Raw genomic sequence first — 17,088 nt, forward strand, 5'->3', positions numbered from 1 at the left:
TCAAGAAACGGATCGACGAGATATGTCCGACCTGCCGCTGTTTTATTCTTCGGTGGTGCCGCTCGACAGCCAGGCGCACCGCTCCCACCGCATCGCCACGGCGCAGGCTCCCTTCGCCTTCGCCGCCGGGGCGCATCTCATTCCGGCGGTGGTCGACGAGTTCGCGGCGGCAGCGCGGGAAATCCCGGTGGTGTTCGCACCGGCCGGCACGCGGTATGCGGCGGTGTTTCTGTGCGGGTTGAAGCCGCAGAGCAACCTGTTCGTGGATGCGCAAGGTCGGTGGACCGCCACCTATCTGCCGGCCTATCTGCGCCGCTATCCCTTCATTCTGGGCGAGCGGCAGGGGGGCGATCCGCTTGTCTGCGTTGATACGGGCTTTGCCGGCTTCGCCCCGGATGAGGACGGGCAGGCGCTGTTCGACGCGGAGGGCAAGGCGACGCCGGCTCTGAACGCCATGGTGAAGCTGGTGACGGACTACGCCAATTCCGCCAAGCGCACCGAGCTTCTGGGCAGCAAGCTGCAGGAATTCGATCTTCTGCGCAGCGTGACCATCGATGTGCAGGGCGCCAACGGCCCGAGCGCGAGCATTCACGGGTTGTCGATCGTCGACGAGGCCAAGTTCGCGGCTCTGCACGACGCGGCGCTGCTGGAGCTGCGGCGGCTGAACCTACTGGGCGCGATCTACGCGCATCTGTTCAGCGTCGGCGCGACGCAGACGCTGTCGGCCAAGCTGAAGGCAAATGAAGCGACGGCCGCAGAGACTGGCGCAGACGCTTACGACAAGAGCGCGGCCTGACGGCGCAGGGGAGATCGGCGCCCGTGCTTCACAGTCTGCCGCGGGATCGTCACGGCCCGGAGGCCTTCGCCGAGAGCGAAGGCTGGCAGCTTCTGGGCGCCGAGGCGGGCACGCGCGCCCTTTCCGACGTCACGCAGCTGCGTCCCTGGCTGGAGGCGTGGCTCTTGCTGCAATGCGCGCTGATTGGTGACGTGGCGGCCGCCACGGTGACGCTCGACGCAGCGGTTGGCGTGCCGGTCTCCGTTTTCTGGCCGCCCGGTTCGCGCGCGTCCTATCCCGTGGAAGCCGCCGCCAGCGTCCGCACCCGCACGCGCGGCATGGTCAAGGATGAGGCGGAGGACGGGGCGGGCGCGGCGACGGTTCTGCTCGCCTTTCCGCTGATGCTCGATGGACAGGCGTTCGGCGGTGTCGCGCTTCGCCTTGAGCCGCGCTCCCCCGAAGCCCTGCGCCTCGCCATGCGGCACATGCAATGGGGCGTCGCCTGGCTCCGCGAATGGCAGGCGGGTGAGCGGCTCGACACGTTGAGGGCCAGCGATTCCGCCGGCCGCGCGCTGCTGGATCTGCTCGCCGCGGCTCTGGAGCCCAACGGCCTCAAGGCGAGCCTGCGCAGCCTCGCCATCGAGCTGGCGGAGCGCTTTGGCTGCGAGCGCGTCTCGGCGGGCATCGTCCGGGGCAATCACGCCACGGTTCTCGCGATCTCCCACAGCGCGAGCTTCGGCAAGGACATGAACCTCGTGCGCCTCATCGGCGAGGCGATGGACGAGGCGATTGACCAGCGCGCGCTGGTGCAGGTGCCCGCGCCGCCGGGGTCGCTGGTCGCCAGCCGGATGCATGAGCAGCTGATGCGGGGCCATGGCGCCGCGACGGTGCTGACCGTGCCGATGCCGCTGCGCGATGGCTTCATCGGGGCGATCACGCTGGAGCGCGCGGGGGATGATGCCTTTGCCGCCGAGGATGTGCGGCTGATCGACCTACTGGCCACCGCCCTCGCGCCGATTGTCGAGGAGAAGCGTCTGAATGACCGGCCGCTGGCGGTCAAGGCCTGGGATGCGCTGCTGGTGGAGATCGGCAAGGTCACCGGGCCGCGCCATGCGCTGCGCAAGGCTTTCGCGGCGGGGGGCGTGCTTCTCCTCCTGCTGTTCACTTTCTGGTATGGCAGCTACCGCGTGACGGCCGAGGCGCTCGTCGAGGGCCGGGTGCAGCGGGCCATGACGGCGGGCTTCGATGGCTTCCTGCGCGAAGCGCCGGTGCGTGCCGGCGACCAGGTTCGCGAGGGCGACGAACTCGCGCGGCTCGATGACCGCGAGCTGGTGTTGGAGCGGCTGCGCTGGGCGACGGAGCGCCAGCGGCTCGCCTTCGAATATGAGCGTGCGCTGGGTGAGCGCAACCGCAGCGAACTGCGCCTGCTGACCAATCAAATCGAGCAGGCCGATGCGCAAATTCAGCTGATCGATGCCCAGATACAGCGAGCCCGGATCACCGCGCCCTTCGATGGGTTGATCGTGTCCGGTGATCATTCCCAATCCATCGGCGCGGCGGTGCAGCGTGGGCAGGTACTGTTCGAGGTCATCCCCGACGGTGGCTACCGCATCGTGCTGCATGTGGATGAGACGCAGCTTGGCGAACTGCGACCCGGGCAGAAGGGTGAACTTGTGCTCGCCGCCCTGCCGGGAGAAACCTTCCCTTTGACGCTCGCTCGCATCACCTCGGTCGCCGAGGCGGCGGAGGGACGCAACCGTTTCCGGGTCGAGGCGACGCCCGACGGCGCCACGCAGGAGCTGCGGCCGGGCATGCGTGGTGTCGCCAAGATCGAGGTCGGCGAGCGCCGGGTTATCTGGATCTGGTTGCGCAGCGCCATCGATTGGATGCGTCTCGCGCTCTGGCGCTGGATTCCCTGATCAGGCAGGGCATTCATGGCCGTTTCCCACCACAGCCCCTCCTGGTACCGCGTCTGCGGGCTGCGCCCTCGGCTGCGCGCGCATGTGCAGATCCACCGGCAGAGCTTCCGCGGTACCGTCTGGCATGTCGTGCAGGACACCCAGTCGGGTCGGTTCCACCGCCTGTCGACAGCCGCCTATCATCTCGTCTGCCTGATGGATGGGAGACGGACGGTTGAGGAGATCTGGCTCGCCGTGTGCGAGCGGATGGGCGCCCAGCAGCCAACGCAGGAGGACGTGGTGCGGCTGCTCTCCCTGCTGCACGCTGCCGATCTGACGACTGGCGGCACTGCGCCTCATCTCGACGATCTCACCGAGCGCGAGCGTGCCAAGAGCCGTCAGGACATGTGGTCCCGGGTGCGCAATCCGCTGGCGATCCGTCTTCCGCTGGTGGATCCCGACCGGTTCCTGACCGCCACATTGCCCTTTCTGCGGCCGCTCTTCACGCGCTGGGCGCTGGTTGCCTGGAGCGTTCTGGTGCTCATTGGCGCGGTGCTGGCGGCAGTGAACTGGGACGCCCTGATGGCGTCCGTGTTCGAGACCGAGTTTCTGGCGCAAAACATCGCGCTCGCCTTGCTGATCTTTCCCGTCGTGAAGCTCGTTCACGAGTTTGGGCACGGCTACGCGACCAAGATGTGGGGCGGGGAGGTGCATGAGCTCGGCGTCATGCTGTTGGCCTTCATGCCGGTGCCCTATGTCGATGCCTCGGCCTCGACCGCCTTTCGCGAACGCGGCCGCAGGGCCGTGGTGGGCGGGGCAGGGATCATTGTCGAGCTGGCGATTGCCGCCCTCGGCATGATCGTCTGGGTGCTGGCGGAGCCGAGCCTTGTCCGCGCGGTGGCGTTCAACGTGGTGCTGACCTGCTCGGTCTCGACCCTCGTGTTCAACGCCAACCCGCTGCTGCGCTTCGACGGCTATTACGTGCTGAGCGACCTGATCGAGGTGCCAAACCTCGCCCAGCGGGCCAATCGCTACATGATGCATCTGATCCAGCATCGGCTGTTCGGCCTGCCGGACCTTGAATCGCCGGTGGAATCGCCGGGCGAGCCGCTGATCTTCGTCGTCTACGCGGTTGCCTCCTTCATCTATCGCACGGTGGTGATGGTCGGCGTGGCGCTGTTCATCGCAACGCATTTCGTGCTGATCGGCGTGCCGCTGGCCATCGCCAGCCTTGTGACGGCGATTGTATTGCCACTGATGAAAGGGCTGCACTATGTGCTGGCCGATCCGCGGCTCGGGGTGCATCGCCGACGCGCGGTCATAGTGAGCGGGCTCGGCGTCGGAATCCTTCTTGTGCTGCTCCTCGCCGTGCCGCTCCCCTATGCCACCCTCGCGCAAGGCGTGGTGTGGGTCGCCGACGATGCGGCGACGGTGCGCGTGCGCAGCCCGGGCGTGGTTGCCGCCGTGCCAGCCGGCGATGGGAGCAAGGTGGATGCTCAGGCCCCGCTGATCGACCTCTATGATCCCGTCCTCGCGATCAAGGCGCGCATCGCCGAGAAGCAGCTGGAGGAACTGCGCATCAAGCTGGAGGCGCTCGACCTGTCGGACCGGGTCGGCGGCAACATCCTGCGCGAGCAGATCCGCGAAAGCGAAGCACAGCTTGCCGATATGCGCCGCCAAATCGACGATCTGGCCCTCCTATCCCCGGCCGAAGGCCGGCTTCGGCTGCTTGACGCCACCGACCTGATGGGCCGCTACCCCCGCAAGGGCGACGTGGTCGGCTATGTCGTCAGCGGGGAGGGGCCGGTCGTGCGGGCCTTCGTGCCGCAGAGCGAGATTGACCTTGTGCTGCGCCATACCAGCGCCGTCGCCGTCCGCCTTGCCGCGGACAAATCCCGTAGCCTTCCGGCGCAGATCGAGCGCCAGGTGCCGGCTGCGGTGACGGAGCTGCCACATCCCGTGCTCGCGCCGGGGGGCGGTGGCAGCCTGCTGGTCGACCCGAATATGCCGGGCCGGCTGAAGCCACTCGACACGCTGTTCGAGGTGGATCTACGCGTCAGCGGCCTGCGCGATGACGCGCCGCTCGGCATGCGGGCCTATGTGCGCTTCCAGCATCCGCCGGAGCCGATCGCCCTTCGCTGGATACGGGACCTGCGCCAGCTGTTCCTGCGGCATTTCGATGTCTGAGCCGGTTGATGGATTGGCGATGGGGCCCCTGCCAAGCCCCGTGCTCTATGCCGAGCGTTCCAGCGAGCCGCCGCGCCGGGCCGACCGGCTGCTCAAGCGCCTCGAGGCACTCGTCATTCCCCGTTTCGCCCGGCGCCGGCAGGCGCAGCTTGCCCGCATCGTGCCGCTGGTCCACGCCGCCGCCGCAGGGCTGGAGGGGCTGGACGATGAGGAGGTTGCCAGCCGCGCGCAGGCGATGGCGGGGCGACTGCGGCGCAGCCGGAGCCCGGCGATGGAGGATATCGCCGCGACCTTCGCCCTGGTGCGGGAGGTCTCCGGCCGCATGCTCGGCATGAAGCACCATGATGTCCAGCTGATGGGCGGCTTCGCCCTGATGAGCGGCATGATCGCCGAGATGAACACCGGCGAGGGCAAGACCCTCACCGCCACGCTCGCGGCTGTCACTGCAGCGCTCGCGGGCAAGCCGGTGCATGTGGTGACGGTGAACGATTATCTGGCCCGCCGCGATGCGGAAAAGCTCGCGCCCATCTTCGGCTTCTTCGGCCTCTCCGTCGGTGTCGTCGCCGCCGGCATGGAGCGGGATGCACGGCGCGCGGCCTATGCCTGCGACGTGACCTACTGCACCAATAAGGAACTGGCGTTCGATCACCTCAAGGATCGGCTGGTCCTTGCCGGAGCGGGCGGCAATCTGCGCCGCAAGATACGCTTTGCCGGCCGGGGGGGCGACAGCGATGCGCCGGGACGCGATCTGCTCTTGCGCGGCCTGCATGTCGCGATCGTCGACGAGGCCGACAGCGTGCTGATCGACGAGGCGCGCACGCCGCTCATTCTATCCGGCGAGGCCGAATCTGCCGCTGAGGCGGAGCTGCTCCGCCAGGCACTGGCGGTGGCGCAAGCCCTGAGGGCCGGGCACGACTTTATCCTCGTTGTTCATCAGAGCCGGATCGACCTCACCGAAACCGGCCGCAAGCGTCTTGATGGCGAGGCGGCGGCGCGGGGCGGGCTGTGGCTCAACCAGGTGCTGCGCGAGGATGTGGTGGTCAAGGCGCTGACCGCGCTGCATGTGATGCTGCGGGGCGAGCAGTACATCGTCCGTGACGGCAAGGTGGAGATCGTCGACGAGTACACCGGCCGCATCATGGCCGAACGCTTCTGGAGCGATGGGCTTCACCAGCTCGTGGAACTGAAGGAGGGGGTTCCGCTCTCGCCGCGTCGGCGCACGTTGGCGCGCATGACCTATCAGCGTCTGTTTCGCCGCTACGAGCATTTGTGCGGTATGTCGGGCACGGTGGCGGAGGTGGCGGGCGAACTATGGGAGGTCTATGGCCTGCGCATCGCGCGGATTCCGACACACAAACCACCACGGCGGAAGTTGGTCACGGATGTCATCCTTCCACGTTCGCAGGAGCGCTGGAGGACGGTCGCCTACATCGCCGCGCGTTTCCAGCGCCAGCAGGTACCCCTGCTCATCGGCACACGCTCGGTCGCGGCCTCGCTGGAGGCCAGCCACCATCTAGCCGAAGCCGGTGTCGTCCATCAGGTGCTCAACGCAACTGACGAGGCGGCAGAGGTTAGCATCGTCGAGAAGGCCGGCCACGCCGGGCAGGTCACGGTCGCGACCAACATGGCTGGCCGTGGCACCGATATTCCGCTCGGGCCGGGCGTCGCCGAGCGGGGCGGGCTGCTGGTGTTGATGACCGAGCGACACGATTCCGCCCGCGTCGACCGCCAGCTCGCGGGCCGCACCGCGCGCCAGGGAGACCCGGGCGTGTTCGTCGCGGTGCTGTCGCTGGAGGATAAGCTGCTGGTGGACTGTCCGCTTCTGTCAGCGCGCCTTGCCGCGAGGTTGGCCGCGCGATGGGGCTCTCCGCGACTCGCCCGCCTCGCCATGCGTCTCGCCCAGCGCTATGCCGAGCGCGATCACGCCCGCATCCGCCGCCAGCTGCTGCAAGCCGACGAGGCGCTGGAATCCATACTGGCGATCACCGGAACACTGGAATAGCCGGCGCGCGGCTTTCCAGCCGCAGAACCGCGCATTTTCTGCGTGGAACAAGAGAGCAGAGTTTTGTTGATAGAGCCTCTACCCTCCACAGAGGGGTCGCGGCGACTAAGTCGCACCACGGAGTAGAGTTGGCAGTGCTGGCGCGCCCGGCGCGATTCGAACTATCTTTTGATCGTGAGGCTATCGCAATGATGTTCGTCCGCTTTTGGGGATCCGCCCATTCGAACCCGAATGTCCGCAATGGCGGCGCAAAGCGGACGTCGCGGCTAGGGCAGTCGAGGGGCATCAATGGGTCAACTTCGACCAATTCTATGGCAGTGAACACTCGCTTTAGTGGTCCCGAACGCGGCGCCGCTGCGCATTCATCGATGCTAAAGCAGGCCATCACGCACAGCACAGCCTGCAAGATTAATCGATTTGTCTTTGGGTGCCATGTGTTTCCCCGGGCCGGTGATGCTTCTCAAACGTGCTTCGTCCTTTCGCCTCCCAAAGGCCGCGCGCCTGTTCGCTCTCGCCACTTCTGAGCTTGTTCGCCATCCAGAGCAGCGCGCCATAGATGACGGCGCGGTCATCGCCGGTCAGTTCGACGACGCCCGACTTGACCACGAGCCCGCCGAGCTCGATCAGGTGCCGGGTGCGCTTGCGGCGCTCGATCTGCCAGTCGCGCATGTCATGCTGCGCCCGTGCCGCCTGATGGCGGTTGCGTGCCGCTCGGTTGCGCCGGCGTGCCGCCCCCGTCGTGGTCAGCTGCCGCTGCAGATCGGCGTGCCCTTCCTTGAAAGAACGCCGCGCCCCGTCGCTCCCATGCCTCCCTCCTGTCAGGGTCCTTTGTCTCGGCCAGCAGGAGCAGTGCGCCGGCCAATTCCTCGGCCGTGAGCGCGTCCGCGCCAGTGGCGATCACCAGATCGCCGAGCTGCTGCACCTTGCGGGTCTTGAGCTCTAATGCCTTGTCTTCGAGTGTCTTCAGCTCCGCGTCGAAGTCCCGTGGTTTGCGCATCGTCCTCTCCATCAGCAATCGATGGATGGATGATAGTTGAGCGTGTTACGGTAGGCTGTAGTGTTACTGGGACGGACTGGGATGGCCTCGTCGCTCCCGATTTTTTTCGAGGGAGGGCGCGCTTATACGTCGTTCCGACGTGCGCTTCGCCGTGGTCATGTTCGGATCGCGATGGCGATCTATCATCTTCACGTCAAGGTCATTGGCCGTAAGGCCGGCTCCAGCGCGGTGGCGTCCGCGGCCTACCGCTCGGCCTCAAGGCTGCGCGACGCGCGGATCGATCGTGTCCAGGACTTCTCCGCCAAGCGCGGTGTCGTGCACTCCGAGGTACTGCTGCCGGATGGGGCGCCTGAAGTTTGGCGCGATCGCGAGCGGCTGTGGAACGATGTCGAAGCCTTTGAGGTCCGGAAGGACGCGCAGCTCGCCCGCGAAGTCGAGTTCGCCCTGCCGCGCGAGATGAGCCAAGCGCAGGGGATCGCGCTCGCCCGCGACTTTGTTGAGGCGGAGTTCGTCGATCTCGGGATGGTCGCCGATCTCAATGTGCATTGGGATATTGGCGAGGACGGCATGCCGAAGCCCCATGCCCATGTCATGCTCACCATGCGCTCGGTCGATGAAGACGGCTTCGGCCCGAAGGTGCGGGAGTGGAATGCGACCGAGATGGTGGAGCGCTGGCGCGAGCGCTGGGCCGCGCTCGCCAATGAGCGGCTGGCCGAGCTCGATATCGACGCGCGCATCGACCATCGCAGCCTGGAAGCGCAGGGCATCGCCCTGGAGCCGCAGAGCCAGTCGCCCTGTCCGGCATCGCGGCGGAGAATCTGGAGAGCGGATCGGGCATTGCGTCCCGCACCATCGCCAGTCTCGAACATGGCTGGGGCCAGGGCCGGGATTTGCTCTCCTCACGCGATGTTCTGGTGATCGACGAGGCCGGCATGGTCGGCACGCGTCAGCTGGAGCGCGTGCTCTCCCATGCCGCTGATGTTGGCGCCAAGGTGGTGCTGGTCGGCGATCCGCAGCAGCTGCAATCGATCGAGGCCGGCGCCGCCTTCCGCTCCCTCGTCGAGCGCCACGGCGGCGCCGAGATCAGCGAGGTACGCCGCCAGCGCGCGGACTGGCAGCGTGATGCCACGCGTGATCTGGCGACTGGCAAGATCGACGAGGCCATCCATGCCTATGAGAGGAATGGCATGGTCCATGCCGCTCAAATGCGGGAGCAGGCGCGGGGCGCGCTTATCGACTGCTGGGAGCGTGACCGCCAGGCTGCGCCTGACAGCAGCCGCATCATCCTCACCCACACGAATGACGAGGTGCGCGCTCTCAACCAGGCCGCCCGCGAACGCATGCGGGGGGCCGGCAATCTCGGCGAGGAGGTGCGCGTCACCGTGGAGCGCGGAGAGCGTTCCTTCGCCCGCGGCGACCGTGTCATGTTCCTGCAGAACGAGCGTGGGCTGGGCGTGAGGAACGGCACGCTCGGTACTATCGGAGAGGTCAGCGCGCAGTCCATGTCGGTGCGTACGGATGATGGCCGATCCGTTGTCTTCGACCTGAAGGATTATGACCGCATCGACCATGGCTATGCCGCCACCATTCACAAGGCGCAGGGCATGACCGTGGACCGAACCCATGTGTTGGCAACGCCCGGCATGGACGCTCATTCCAGCTATGTCGCGCTGTCGCGCCACCGCGACGGGATGGAGCTGCACTATGGCCGCGACGACTTCGCCGACGGAGACCGGCTGGCGCGCACCCTGTCGCGTGACCGGGCCAAGGACATGGCGTCGGATTACGAGCGGTCCGATCCCACCCAGGACTTTGCCGAGCGGCGCGGCATCACCTTCCGCGAGCGCGTCGTGGAGATGGTGCGCAAGGTTCCGGAGAAGCTGCGCGACCTTGTCGATGGGCTAAGGCCGGCCGTGGACGCGGCACGGGAATCTCCAGCCCTGCGCGAAGAACTCGCGAGCAAAGCCGAGCCGCTCGCCCGGGAGGGTTCTGAGGATCCGGAGATGGTGCTGCGGCGGGCGCGAACCCGTGCGCTCGTCCGGCATGCCCGAGCGTGGGACGCGATCCTCACCACGGCCGATGCCACCGGCCAAGGCACGCCCGAACAGTTGCGCGAGCTTTCCGACGCCCGCAAGGCCTTCGAGGAGGTTCGGCCCCATGGCTGGCGCGATGCGGAAGCGGCCTATGAGAAGAATACGGAGCTGGTGCACGAGGCCGCCGCCGGCAAGCTCAATCGCACCATCCGTGCCCTCCAGCTTGAAACCGAAATCCGCACCGATCCGGAGCGCCGCGCCGATCGCTTCGTCGAGCGCTGGCAGAAGCTCGACCGGCAGCACCAGCGTCAGTACAGCGACGGCGACTACGCCGGCTACAAGGCGACGCGCGTCCAGATGGGCGACATGGCGCGGAGTCTGGAGCGCGATCCGCAGCTTGAATCCCTGCTCGCCGCTCGTAGGAAGGAGCTCGGCATCAGCTTTGAGACCGGCCGCAGCCTTGGCCGAGAACTCGCCCACAGCCACGGCATCGACTTCGACCGCAGCCGTGGCCTCGGCCTGTAACCCGTCCGATGTACCGCCGCCGGTTCGCCACGCGACACCGGCGCCGTTCATCCCCTTGCCGGTCGGCGGTTCCATGCCTTGTTTTGCGCAGGCCCCCTCAGGCGCATCCAGCAGGAGGCAGCACCGCCATGCAGACACCAGAGCGTATCATCCGCCTCAAGACCGTCCTTACCCGCACCGGCCTGTCCCGTTCCACCATCTACCGCAAGATCGCCGAGGGCACTTTCCCCGCCCAACTGAAGATCAGCACAAACGGTGCCGGCTGGCGGGAATCCGACATCAACCGATGGGTTGCTGATCCGCCCCGATGGCGGGCACCGGACGAGACGGTAGTCGATAGGTTTTGATAGCGGGCCGACCATTAGGCGAAACAGCGCCGATGTTGTCGCTTGCCAAGCTGCCGATGGGGGTGGCACGTTTTCATCGATTGGAGGCAGATCGCTGTGCGCGGCCGCCTCTACTCCTCTACTCGCCATCGCGATCAGAGGCGAATGCCGCCGCGTAGGCTCCTTCGACCCGCTCGATCTCCTCGGCCCTGAGCTCGCGGAATTCCTGCTCCCGGGCACGCTTTGAGAGAACTCCCCCGTTTTGTCGCAGGAAGCGGAAGAGGAGATCGACGGTCCGATCCGGCATGTCGACGATCTGTCCGATCGCGACGCGGAACGCGTCATACGCCCGCAGGAAGCGCGTCTCGGCCGGCATGTCGATCTCGATCGTGCGCTTTACGCATGCGTAGAGGAATTCTGCGTGGGGCGTCGCATCGAAATAGCGGTAGAAATCCGCCGTCTCATTCAGCACCCGGACGTTACCGGTTGGTGTCGGCTCCCATTGGATGAAGGGGAGGAGGCGCGCAGACCAGCTTTCCAGCGTCCACCGATAATTATCGATCCGATCGAGGATCGCCGCGGAGATGGGAAAAACAACACCCGGCGGATTGAACCCGTGTTCAGCAAGGACGTGATGGATCAGGTAACGGTGTAGGCGCCCGTTCCCATCCTCGAAGGGATGGATGTAGACGAAGCCGAAGGCCAGCGCGGCAGCTGCGATCACCGGATCAAGTTGGCGCTCCGCTGCCGTGCGGTCCAAGGCCACCAATCCATCGATGAGATCATGCAGGTCCTCATGCCGGGCGCTGATATGATCGGGGAGTGGCATCCGGGTGTCGCGGTCATGTTCGCCGACGAATCCGCCCTCCGTGCGTAGTCCAAGCTGGACGAAGCGCGCATCGCCGATGACGATGCGCTGAAGCCTCAAGAGCTCGTCAAGTTCGATGGAGCGTCGGCCTGCCTCGCCGATGGCGCGACCCCAGCGCTGGATACGATCCTGCGTCGGATGCTCCCCCTCGATTGCAAAGCTTGAGCGGGAATCCTTCAGCAGCAGGAAAGCTGCGGTGCGGGCGAGCAGATCGCGGGGCACGTCGGCAATAGCGGCGCGCGCCCGTTCGGCGAGATTCGTGCCGTGGAAGGCCTTCAGGGCTTCGGTCGCGAACACCATGGGGCAGAAGGCTGGCGTGCCAGGCAGGTTGTTCCTGACACGATGGCGGGTCGACGTGGTGCCGGACGCCGCCCATTGCAGGTCGGGATCGACGACAAGGGCATAGGCTCCCTTTTCGGCGGCCGGAAGATCGAGCCTCTCGCCAAGCAGCCATTCATACAGAAACCAGACGCGCCTTGCGTAGGAGCCGGTCGGCGTTGCGCGCACCAGCGCTTCGATTGGCGCCGGACCCGTGGCGCGAAAAATTCTCTTGAGGACGAGGAGATCGAGCCCCTCGTATTTCAGGGCGAAGGTGAGGTGGCCTTCGAGATTGGCGGTCGGCGCATGGCGCGGTGTGTATATGCGCCAGCCATCCCGTTCATAGAGACGGTGATGAGCTCCGATGGCGCAGAGTGTTCGCGGCAACGGCACGGCGAGGCTCAGCGCGTCTATGAGCGCGGCGTAGCCAGCGGGTGTCGCTGCTTCAGGCAGTGTCCGGTCCTGAAAAACCGTAACTGGGCCTGAGAAATCGTATTTCGTGCCGTCGTTCATGAAAAAAACGTTCTGATGCGTCGCGGGTAAGTCGGCTCAAAATATCCTGAAAAATCGTAACAATCTATGATAATGAGTAACCAAGATGCATTTTGCTTGAAATTTGCATCTAGACGTGCGGTGAAAGGGATCCCGGCGCCACCCGGGCGGGTTGGCTCGCTGGGGAGCTTTCAGTACGCCGTGCTCGCTGCGTCCGGTGTTACGACAATGATGGCCAGGCTGGCGCTGGCGCCGATGCGGGTGGCGCCAGCATCGATCAGCGCCCAGGCAGCCTCGGTCGTGCGCTGGCCACCCGAGGCCTTGACGCCCATCGCGGGGCCGACCACCTGCCGCATGAGCGCGATATCGGCCACCGTGGCGCCACTTGCGGCAAATCCGGTCGACGTCTTCACGAAGTCAGCCCCCGTGTCGCGGCTGAGTTCGCAGGCGAGTGTCTTCCCCGCTGTGTCGAGCAGGCACGCTTCGATGATGACCTTCAGGATCCTGCCGTCCGTGGCTGTCCGCACGGTGGTAAGTCGGTCCGGCAGCGTTCGATGTCGCCCTCGATCACCCCGCCGATATCGATCACCATGTCGAGCTCGTCCGCACCCGCGGCGACGACCCGGCGGGCTTCATCCGCCTTCGCTTCCGCGCCGCTGGCGCCGAAGGGAAAGCCGATCACCGCGCAACTGCGTACCTCACCGCCTGCCAGGGCGCTTGCGACGAAGGGGACGTGGACCGGATTGACGCAGACCGAGGCGAAGCCGTGCGCGAGCGCTTCGGCGTAATAGCGCGCCACCTGCGCACGCGTGGCGTCCGGCCTCAAGAGAGTATGGTCGATGAGGCCCGCCAGCAGGGCGGGAGGCCTCGGGTAGCCAAAGTCGCGCGTGGCGGCCAGTGTCATGGGTTCTCCCATCGTTTGTCGCCTGGGGCGAGGGTCTCGGGGGGGGCTGTTCAGCGGGCGTCGGGCGCGAACAGGGCCGCGGTCCTCTTCGGTGATTGCCAACATGATGAGCAATCACGCACGGAAATTGTGCATAAGTAAAGGCTGACCCATCTTGCGCTTATCTTAGTGGTATGCAAGCATCATTGCATGGATAACGCCCACGTCCCTTATTTGACGTCAGTCGGCCGACGCCCCGCGTCGGGTCGCCGCTATGCGTCAAAGCGGCGGCGGAGTACCCGGTGGGTTTCGCGCTCGTCGCGCCTGTTCGTGGTGCTGCTTTCGGCGATTCAGGGGTCAAGGTCCTGATTTAAGGGGTGATTTCAGCGCGCGGCGCTGATCGCCTCCTCCATCTCAACAACAGCTGCTCGTCGCGCGTGCGTTTGTCACGCCGTCCGCTGCGCGCCATCGCGCCGTCGCTCTGAGTAACTCTCAGGAGCGCGATGCCTGAACTATACTTCATCAATGGAGATCTATTCATGAGCATCGACAGGCGTCGAGCGCTTTACATGATAGGTGCAGGCATGGGCGCGGTGGCTCTGGGGGGCACCACGCGTGGCGCCTCTGCCCAAGAGCCACGCGAACTGGTGATCGTCACCTATCCCGGAGCGCTGTCCGAGCCGCATCGCTGGCTGGCGAACGAGATGCAGGCGCGGCATCCTGGGCTGACGATCCGCCTGGTTCCCTCCGATAGCCAGGACATCGTCGCCCAGATCAAGGCCGCACAGGGCTATTCCCCCTTCGATGCCGGTCCCAATGACGAGCCGCCCCATCTCATCGGTATTCGCGAGGGCTATCTGGCCAAGCGCGGGGGCAACGTCCCCAATCTTGCCAACGCTTATCCCGATCTTGTCGCCAAGAGCGAGGGCTTCGGTGTTCCGGCGACCTATTCCCTTGTCGGCATCGCCTACAACACGGCTATGGTGAAGGTGCCGCCGACCAGCTGGGCGGATCTCTGGCGACCCGAATTCAAGGGACGCGTGGGCATTGCGCGCACCTCATCCAATCTGGGTCTCGCCACCCTCGCCATCGCGGCGAAGACCCATGGCGGATCGGAGAGCGATCTCGCGGTCGGATGGGAGAAGCTTCAGGCGCTGGAGCCGAAGGCAGCGCGCTCCCCGGCCTCGCTGACGCAGATGCTGGAGCGCGAGGAGATCGCGATCTGCCCGCTGTGGAACAACAACACGGCGGCGGCCGCCGCCAAGGGGCTGCCCATTGCCTTCGTCAAGCCGGCGCCGGGCGCGGTTGCCATCATCTCGTTCTTCTCGGGCTTCGCCAAGACACGCCATCCCGACCTCGTCGCCGAATGGCTGAACGGCATTCTCAGCACCGAGTACCAGAGCCGGGCCGCCGCGGCGCCGTACTACTTCGGACCGACGGTGAAGGGCGTGCCGGTGCCCAAGGACGCCGCGCCTTACACACCCGCCACTCCCGAGGAAGTGGTCGCCCTGCAGACGATCGACTGGAAGAAGATCGTCCCGGTGCGCGGCGAGCTGGTGGAACGTTTCGACCGTACCTTCGCCTTCTGACACGCCTGATGTGCCCCCTATCCCAGACCGTCTGCCTCAGGAAACCCCTTCCATGACCCTCCTTACCAATCGCCGTCGCTTCCTCCAGTCGGGTGCCGCTCTCGGCGCGGCGCTCGCCATGCCCGGCCTCGCCCGCGCGCAGGACAAGCGCGAGCTTGTCATCGTCTCCTTCGCCGGACAGCTGCAGGAGCCGCATCAGTGGCTGGCGCGGAAGATGGAGGCGAAGCATCCCGGCCTCACCGTGCGGCTGGTGCCGAGCGAGAGCCAGGATGTCGTCGCGCAGATCAAGGCCGCGCAGGGCTATTCGCCCTATGACGCCATGCCCAATGGCGAGCCGCCGCATCTCATCGCGATCCGCGACAATTATATCCTGCCGCTTGATCCGGCGGCCGTGCCGAACGCCTCCAAGGCCGTCCCCGCCTTCATGGCTAAGAGCAAGGGTTACGGCATTCCCGCCAGCTATTCGCTGATCGGGATCGCCTACAACACCGCGCTGGTGAAGACGCCGCCGACCGCGTGGAAAGACCTGTGGGAACCGCAGTACAAGGGGCAGATCGGCATTCCGCGCGCGTCCTCCAATCTGGGCCTTGGCTTCCTGGTGGCGACCGCCAAGACCTTTGGCGGTTCGGAGACCGACCTCGCCGTGGGCTGGGAAAAGCTGAAGGAACTGAACCCCAAGGTCGGCCGCTCGCCCACCCAGCTGCTTCAGATGCTGGAGCGCGAGGAGATCGTCATGGCGCCGATCTGGAACAATGATGCCGCCGGCGCCGCCGACAAGGGCCTGCCCATCGCTTTCGTGAAGCCCGCGCCGGGCCCGATCGCGGTGATCTCCTTCATGTCCGCCGTGAAGGGCACGCGTTATCCCGAGCTGGTCAATGAGTGGATGAACGAGATCCTCTCGCCGGAATACCAGCAGAAGGCGGCTGGCGCGCCCTACTACTTCGGCCCCACCATTGCCGGCGTCGAGGTGCCGGCGGCGGCGCGTGCCTACACGCCGGCGACACCCGAAGAGGTCGCCGCGCTCCAGACGGTGGACTGGTCGGTAATCGCCGCCAAGCGCGGGGCGATCGTCGAAGAATTCGACCGCCTGTTTGCCGCCTGAGCGTAGCGCGGGAATGCTGATGCAGGGTCGGCCCATGCTGGAGGATATCGCGCGACAGCCTGATGTCCTCGTAAGGCTCGCAGTGCGCGCGGCGTCGTTGCGCGCGGCGGCCGGCGTTCTCGGCGGGCGCCACGGGCGCGTGCTGGTGACGAGCTGCGGCGACGGTCATTTCGCGGCGATGGCGGCTTCGACCTGCGCGCGCCGCCTTGGGCTGGACTGGCACGCGGTCGGGCCGCTCGATCTGCTCGTCGGCGCGGATGAACTGAAGGACGATGATCGCGTGATCGCCGTCTCGATGTCCGGGAATGTCGACCGCACCGTCGAAGCGGCGCGGATGGCGCAGGCCCGTGGCCTGCCGATCCTGGCGCTGGTGAACGGGGAGGGGGGCAAGCTTGGCGCCCTGGCACAGGAGAAGGCCTCCCTCGACCTGCCGGACATCGCCCCCTTCCTGTGTGGAACGGCCAGCTACACCGCGACGCTCGCGGCGTTGCTGTTGTTCGCCCAAGGACTCGCGGGAGAGACGGAGCCGGATCTGTCGCCGCTTGCCGCCGTACAGCGCGGTGCCCAGGAGGCTGCGCTGCCGGTTGTTGCCGAGGTTGCCCGGCAGGCATTTTCCGGCGTCCGCCTTCTCGCCGCTGGCGCCGAGCAAGGCACGGTCGCCTATGGTGCGGCGAAAATCGTCGAGCTGACGCGGTTGCCGGTCTGGAGCGGCGAGCTGGAAGAGTTTGCCCACAGCCAATACTGGTCGATGCCGCGCACCGATCTCGTGGTGATCCTCGCCACGCATCCCGTCGTCGCCGGCTATGCCCGGGAATCGGCCCGGGCGCTGGCGGAGCTGGGTGTCTCGACACTCGCGATCAATACGGCCGAGTCCCCGGTCGAGAGCGCGAGTTGGCGCATCACCCTGCCGCCGGTCGATCCGGCTCTGGCCCCGCTCGCGAGTGCGATTCCTCTTCAGCTTCTCGCCTATCGAATGGCCGAGGCCGGCGGGCTCGATCCCAACACCCGCCTTCATCTCAAGAACGATGAGGAGCGTTTTCGCGTCAGCCGCATGCTGACACGCCGTTCACTGCTCGGGACCGGGTTGTGATCC

Annotated in this window: 13 protein-coding genes and 1 pseudogene; 9 read left to right on the forward strand and 5 right to left on the reverse strand. The window is 66.2% G+C overall.

Features of this window, described 5'->3' with window-relative positions:
* The first annotated feature begins 22 nt into the window (after positions 1-22).
* From OU996_RS13735 to OU996_RS13750, 4 genes are read left to right on the forward strand one after another with little or no spacing between them, the layout of a single operon-like run.
* Complete coding sequence (locus OU996_RS13735; protein WP_267582173.1) at positions 23-796, forward strand: SapC family protein; 774 nt, start codon at positions 23-25, stop codon at positions 794-796.
* A gap of 23 nt (positions 797-819) precedes the next feature.
* Positions 820-2,694, forward strand: a complete 1,875-nt coding sequence (locus OU996_RS13740; protein ID WP_267582174.1) for an HlyD family efflux transporter periplasmic adaptor subunit — start codon at positions 820-822, stop codon at positions 2,692-2,694.
* Between the two features lie 15 nt (positions 2,695-2,709).
* On the forward strand, positions 2,710-4,860 hold the full coding sequence (locus OU996_RS13745; RefSeq protein ID WP_267582175.1) for a PqqD family peptide modification chaperone: 2,151 nt from the start codon (positions 2,710-2,712) through the stop codon (positions 4,858-4,860).
* A 19-nt stretch (positions 4,861-4,879) separates the two neighbouring features.
* Complete coding sequence (locus OU996_RS13750) at positions 4,880-6,862, forward strand: DEAD/DEAH box helicase (protein ID WP_267582176.1); 1,983 nt, start codon at positions 4,880-4,882, stop codon at positions 6,860-6,862.
* Positions 6,863-7,270: 408 nt separating this feature from the next.
* Here the strand turns inward: OU996_RS13750 and OU996_RS13755 are convergent, their stop codons facing one another.
* Both OU996_RS13755 and OU996_RS13760 read right to left on the reverse strand, forming a co-directional pair.
* A complete protein-coding gene (locus OU996_RS13755; protein WP_267582177.1) occupies positions 7,271-7,531 on the reverse strand; it encodes a conjugal transfer protein TraD in 261 nt (86 codons plus the stop codon).
* 1 nt (position 7,532) lies between these two features.
* Complete coding sequence (locus OU996_RS13760) at positions 7,533-7,859, reverse strand: conjugal transfer protein TraD (RefSeq protein WP_267582178.1); 327 nt, start codon at positions 7,857-7,859, stop codon at positions 7,533-7,535.
* A gap of 171 nt (positions 7,860-8,030) precedes the next feature.
* Here OU996_RS13760 and mobQ point away from each other — a divergent pair.
* Together mobQ and OU996_RS13770 are read left to right on the forward strand one after the other, a co-directional pair.
* Positions 8,031-10,417, forward strand: a pseudogene (gene mobQ / locus OU996_RS13765) (MobQ family relaxase).
* Positions 10,418-10,545: 128 nt separating this feature from the next.
* The gene (locus OU996_RS13770; protein WP_267582179.1) at positions 10,546-10,764 is read left to right on the forward strand and encodes a helix-turn-helix transcriptional regulator; all 219 of its coding nucleotides are present in this window, start codon (positions 10,546-10,548) and stop codon (positions 10,762-10,764) included.
* A gap of 118 nt (positions 10,765-10,882) precedes the next feature.
* On the opposite strand, the gene OU996_RS13775 is transcribed toward OU996_RS13770, so the two are convergent.
* The 3 genes from OU996_RS13775 to OU996_RS13785 form a co-directional block, all read right to left on the reverse strand.
* A complete protein-coding gene (locus OU996_RS13775) occupies positions 10,883-12,442 on the reverse strand; it encodes a Fic family protein (RefSeq protein ID WP_267582180.1) in 1,560 nt (519 codons plus the stop codon).
* 170 nt (positions 12,443-12,612) lie between these two features.
* Entirely contained in the window at positions 12,613-12,948 is a 336-nt protein-coding gene (gene deoC / locus OU996_RS13780) for a deoxyribose-phosphate aldolase (RefSeq protein ID WP_267582181.1), read from the reverse strand.
* Positions 12,918-13,325: a hypothetical protein gene (locus tag OU996_RS13785; RefSeq protein ID WP_267582182.1), complete on the reverse strand. Its 408-nt coding sequence runs from the start codon at positions 13,323-13,325 to the stop codon at positions 12,918-12,920. Before OU996_RS13785 ends, deoC begins: the two co-directional genes overlap by 31 nt.
* Before the next feature lie 518 nt (positions 13,326-13,843).
* Between OU996_RS13785 and OU996_RS13790 the strand changes: the two genes are divergently transcribed.
* From OU996_RS13790 to OU996_RS13800, 3 genes are read left to right on the forward strand one after another with little or no spacing between them, the layout of a single operon-like run.
* The gene (locus OU996_RS13790) at positions 13,844-14,893 is read left to right on the forward strand and encodes an ABC transporter substrate-binding protein (protein WP_267582183.1); all 1,050 of its coding nucleotides are present in this window, start codon (positions 13,844-13,846) and stop codon (positions 14,891-14,893) included.
* A gap of 52 nt (positions 14,894-14,945) precedes the next feature.
* Entirely contained in the window at positions 14,946-15,995 is a 1,050-nt protein-coding gene (locus OU996_RS13795; RefSeq protein WP_267582184.1) for an extracellular solute-binding protein, read from the forward strand.
* Between the two features lie 34 nt (positions 15,996-16,029).
* Positions 16,030-17,085 (forward strand): SIS domain-containing protein, encoded by a 1,056-nt coding sequence (locus OU996_RS13800; protein ID WP_267582185.1) that lies wholly within the window; start codon positions 16,030-16,032, stop codon positions 17,083-17,085.
* Positions 17,086-17,088: the final 3 nt, after the last annotated feature.

The organism is Ancylobacter sp. SL191, assembly GCF_026625645.1.
Lineage (GTDB): Bacteria > Pseudomonadota > Alphaproteobacteria > Rhizobiales > Xanthobacteraceae > Ancylobacter.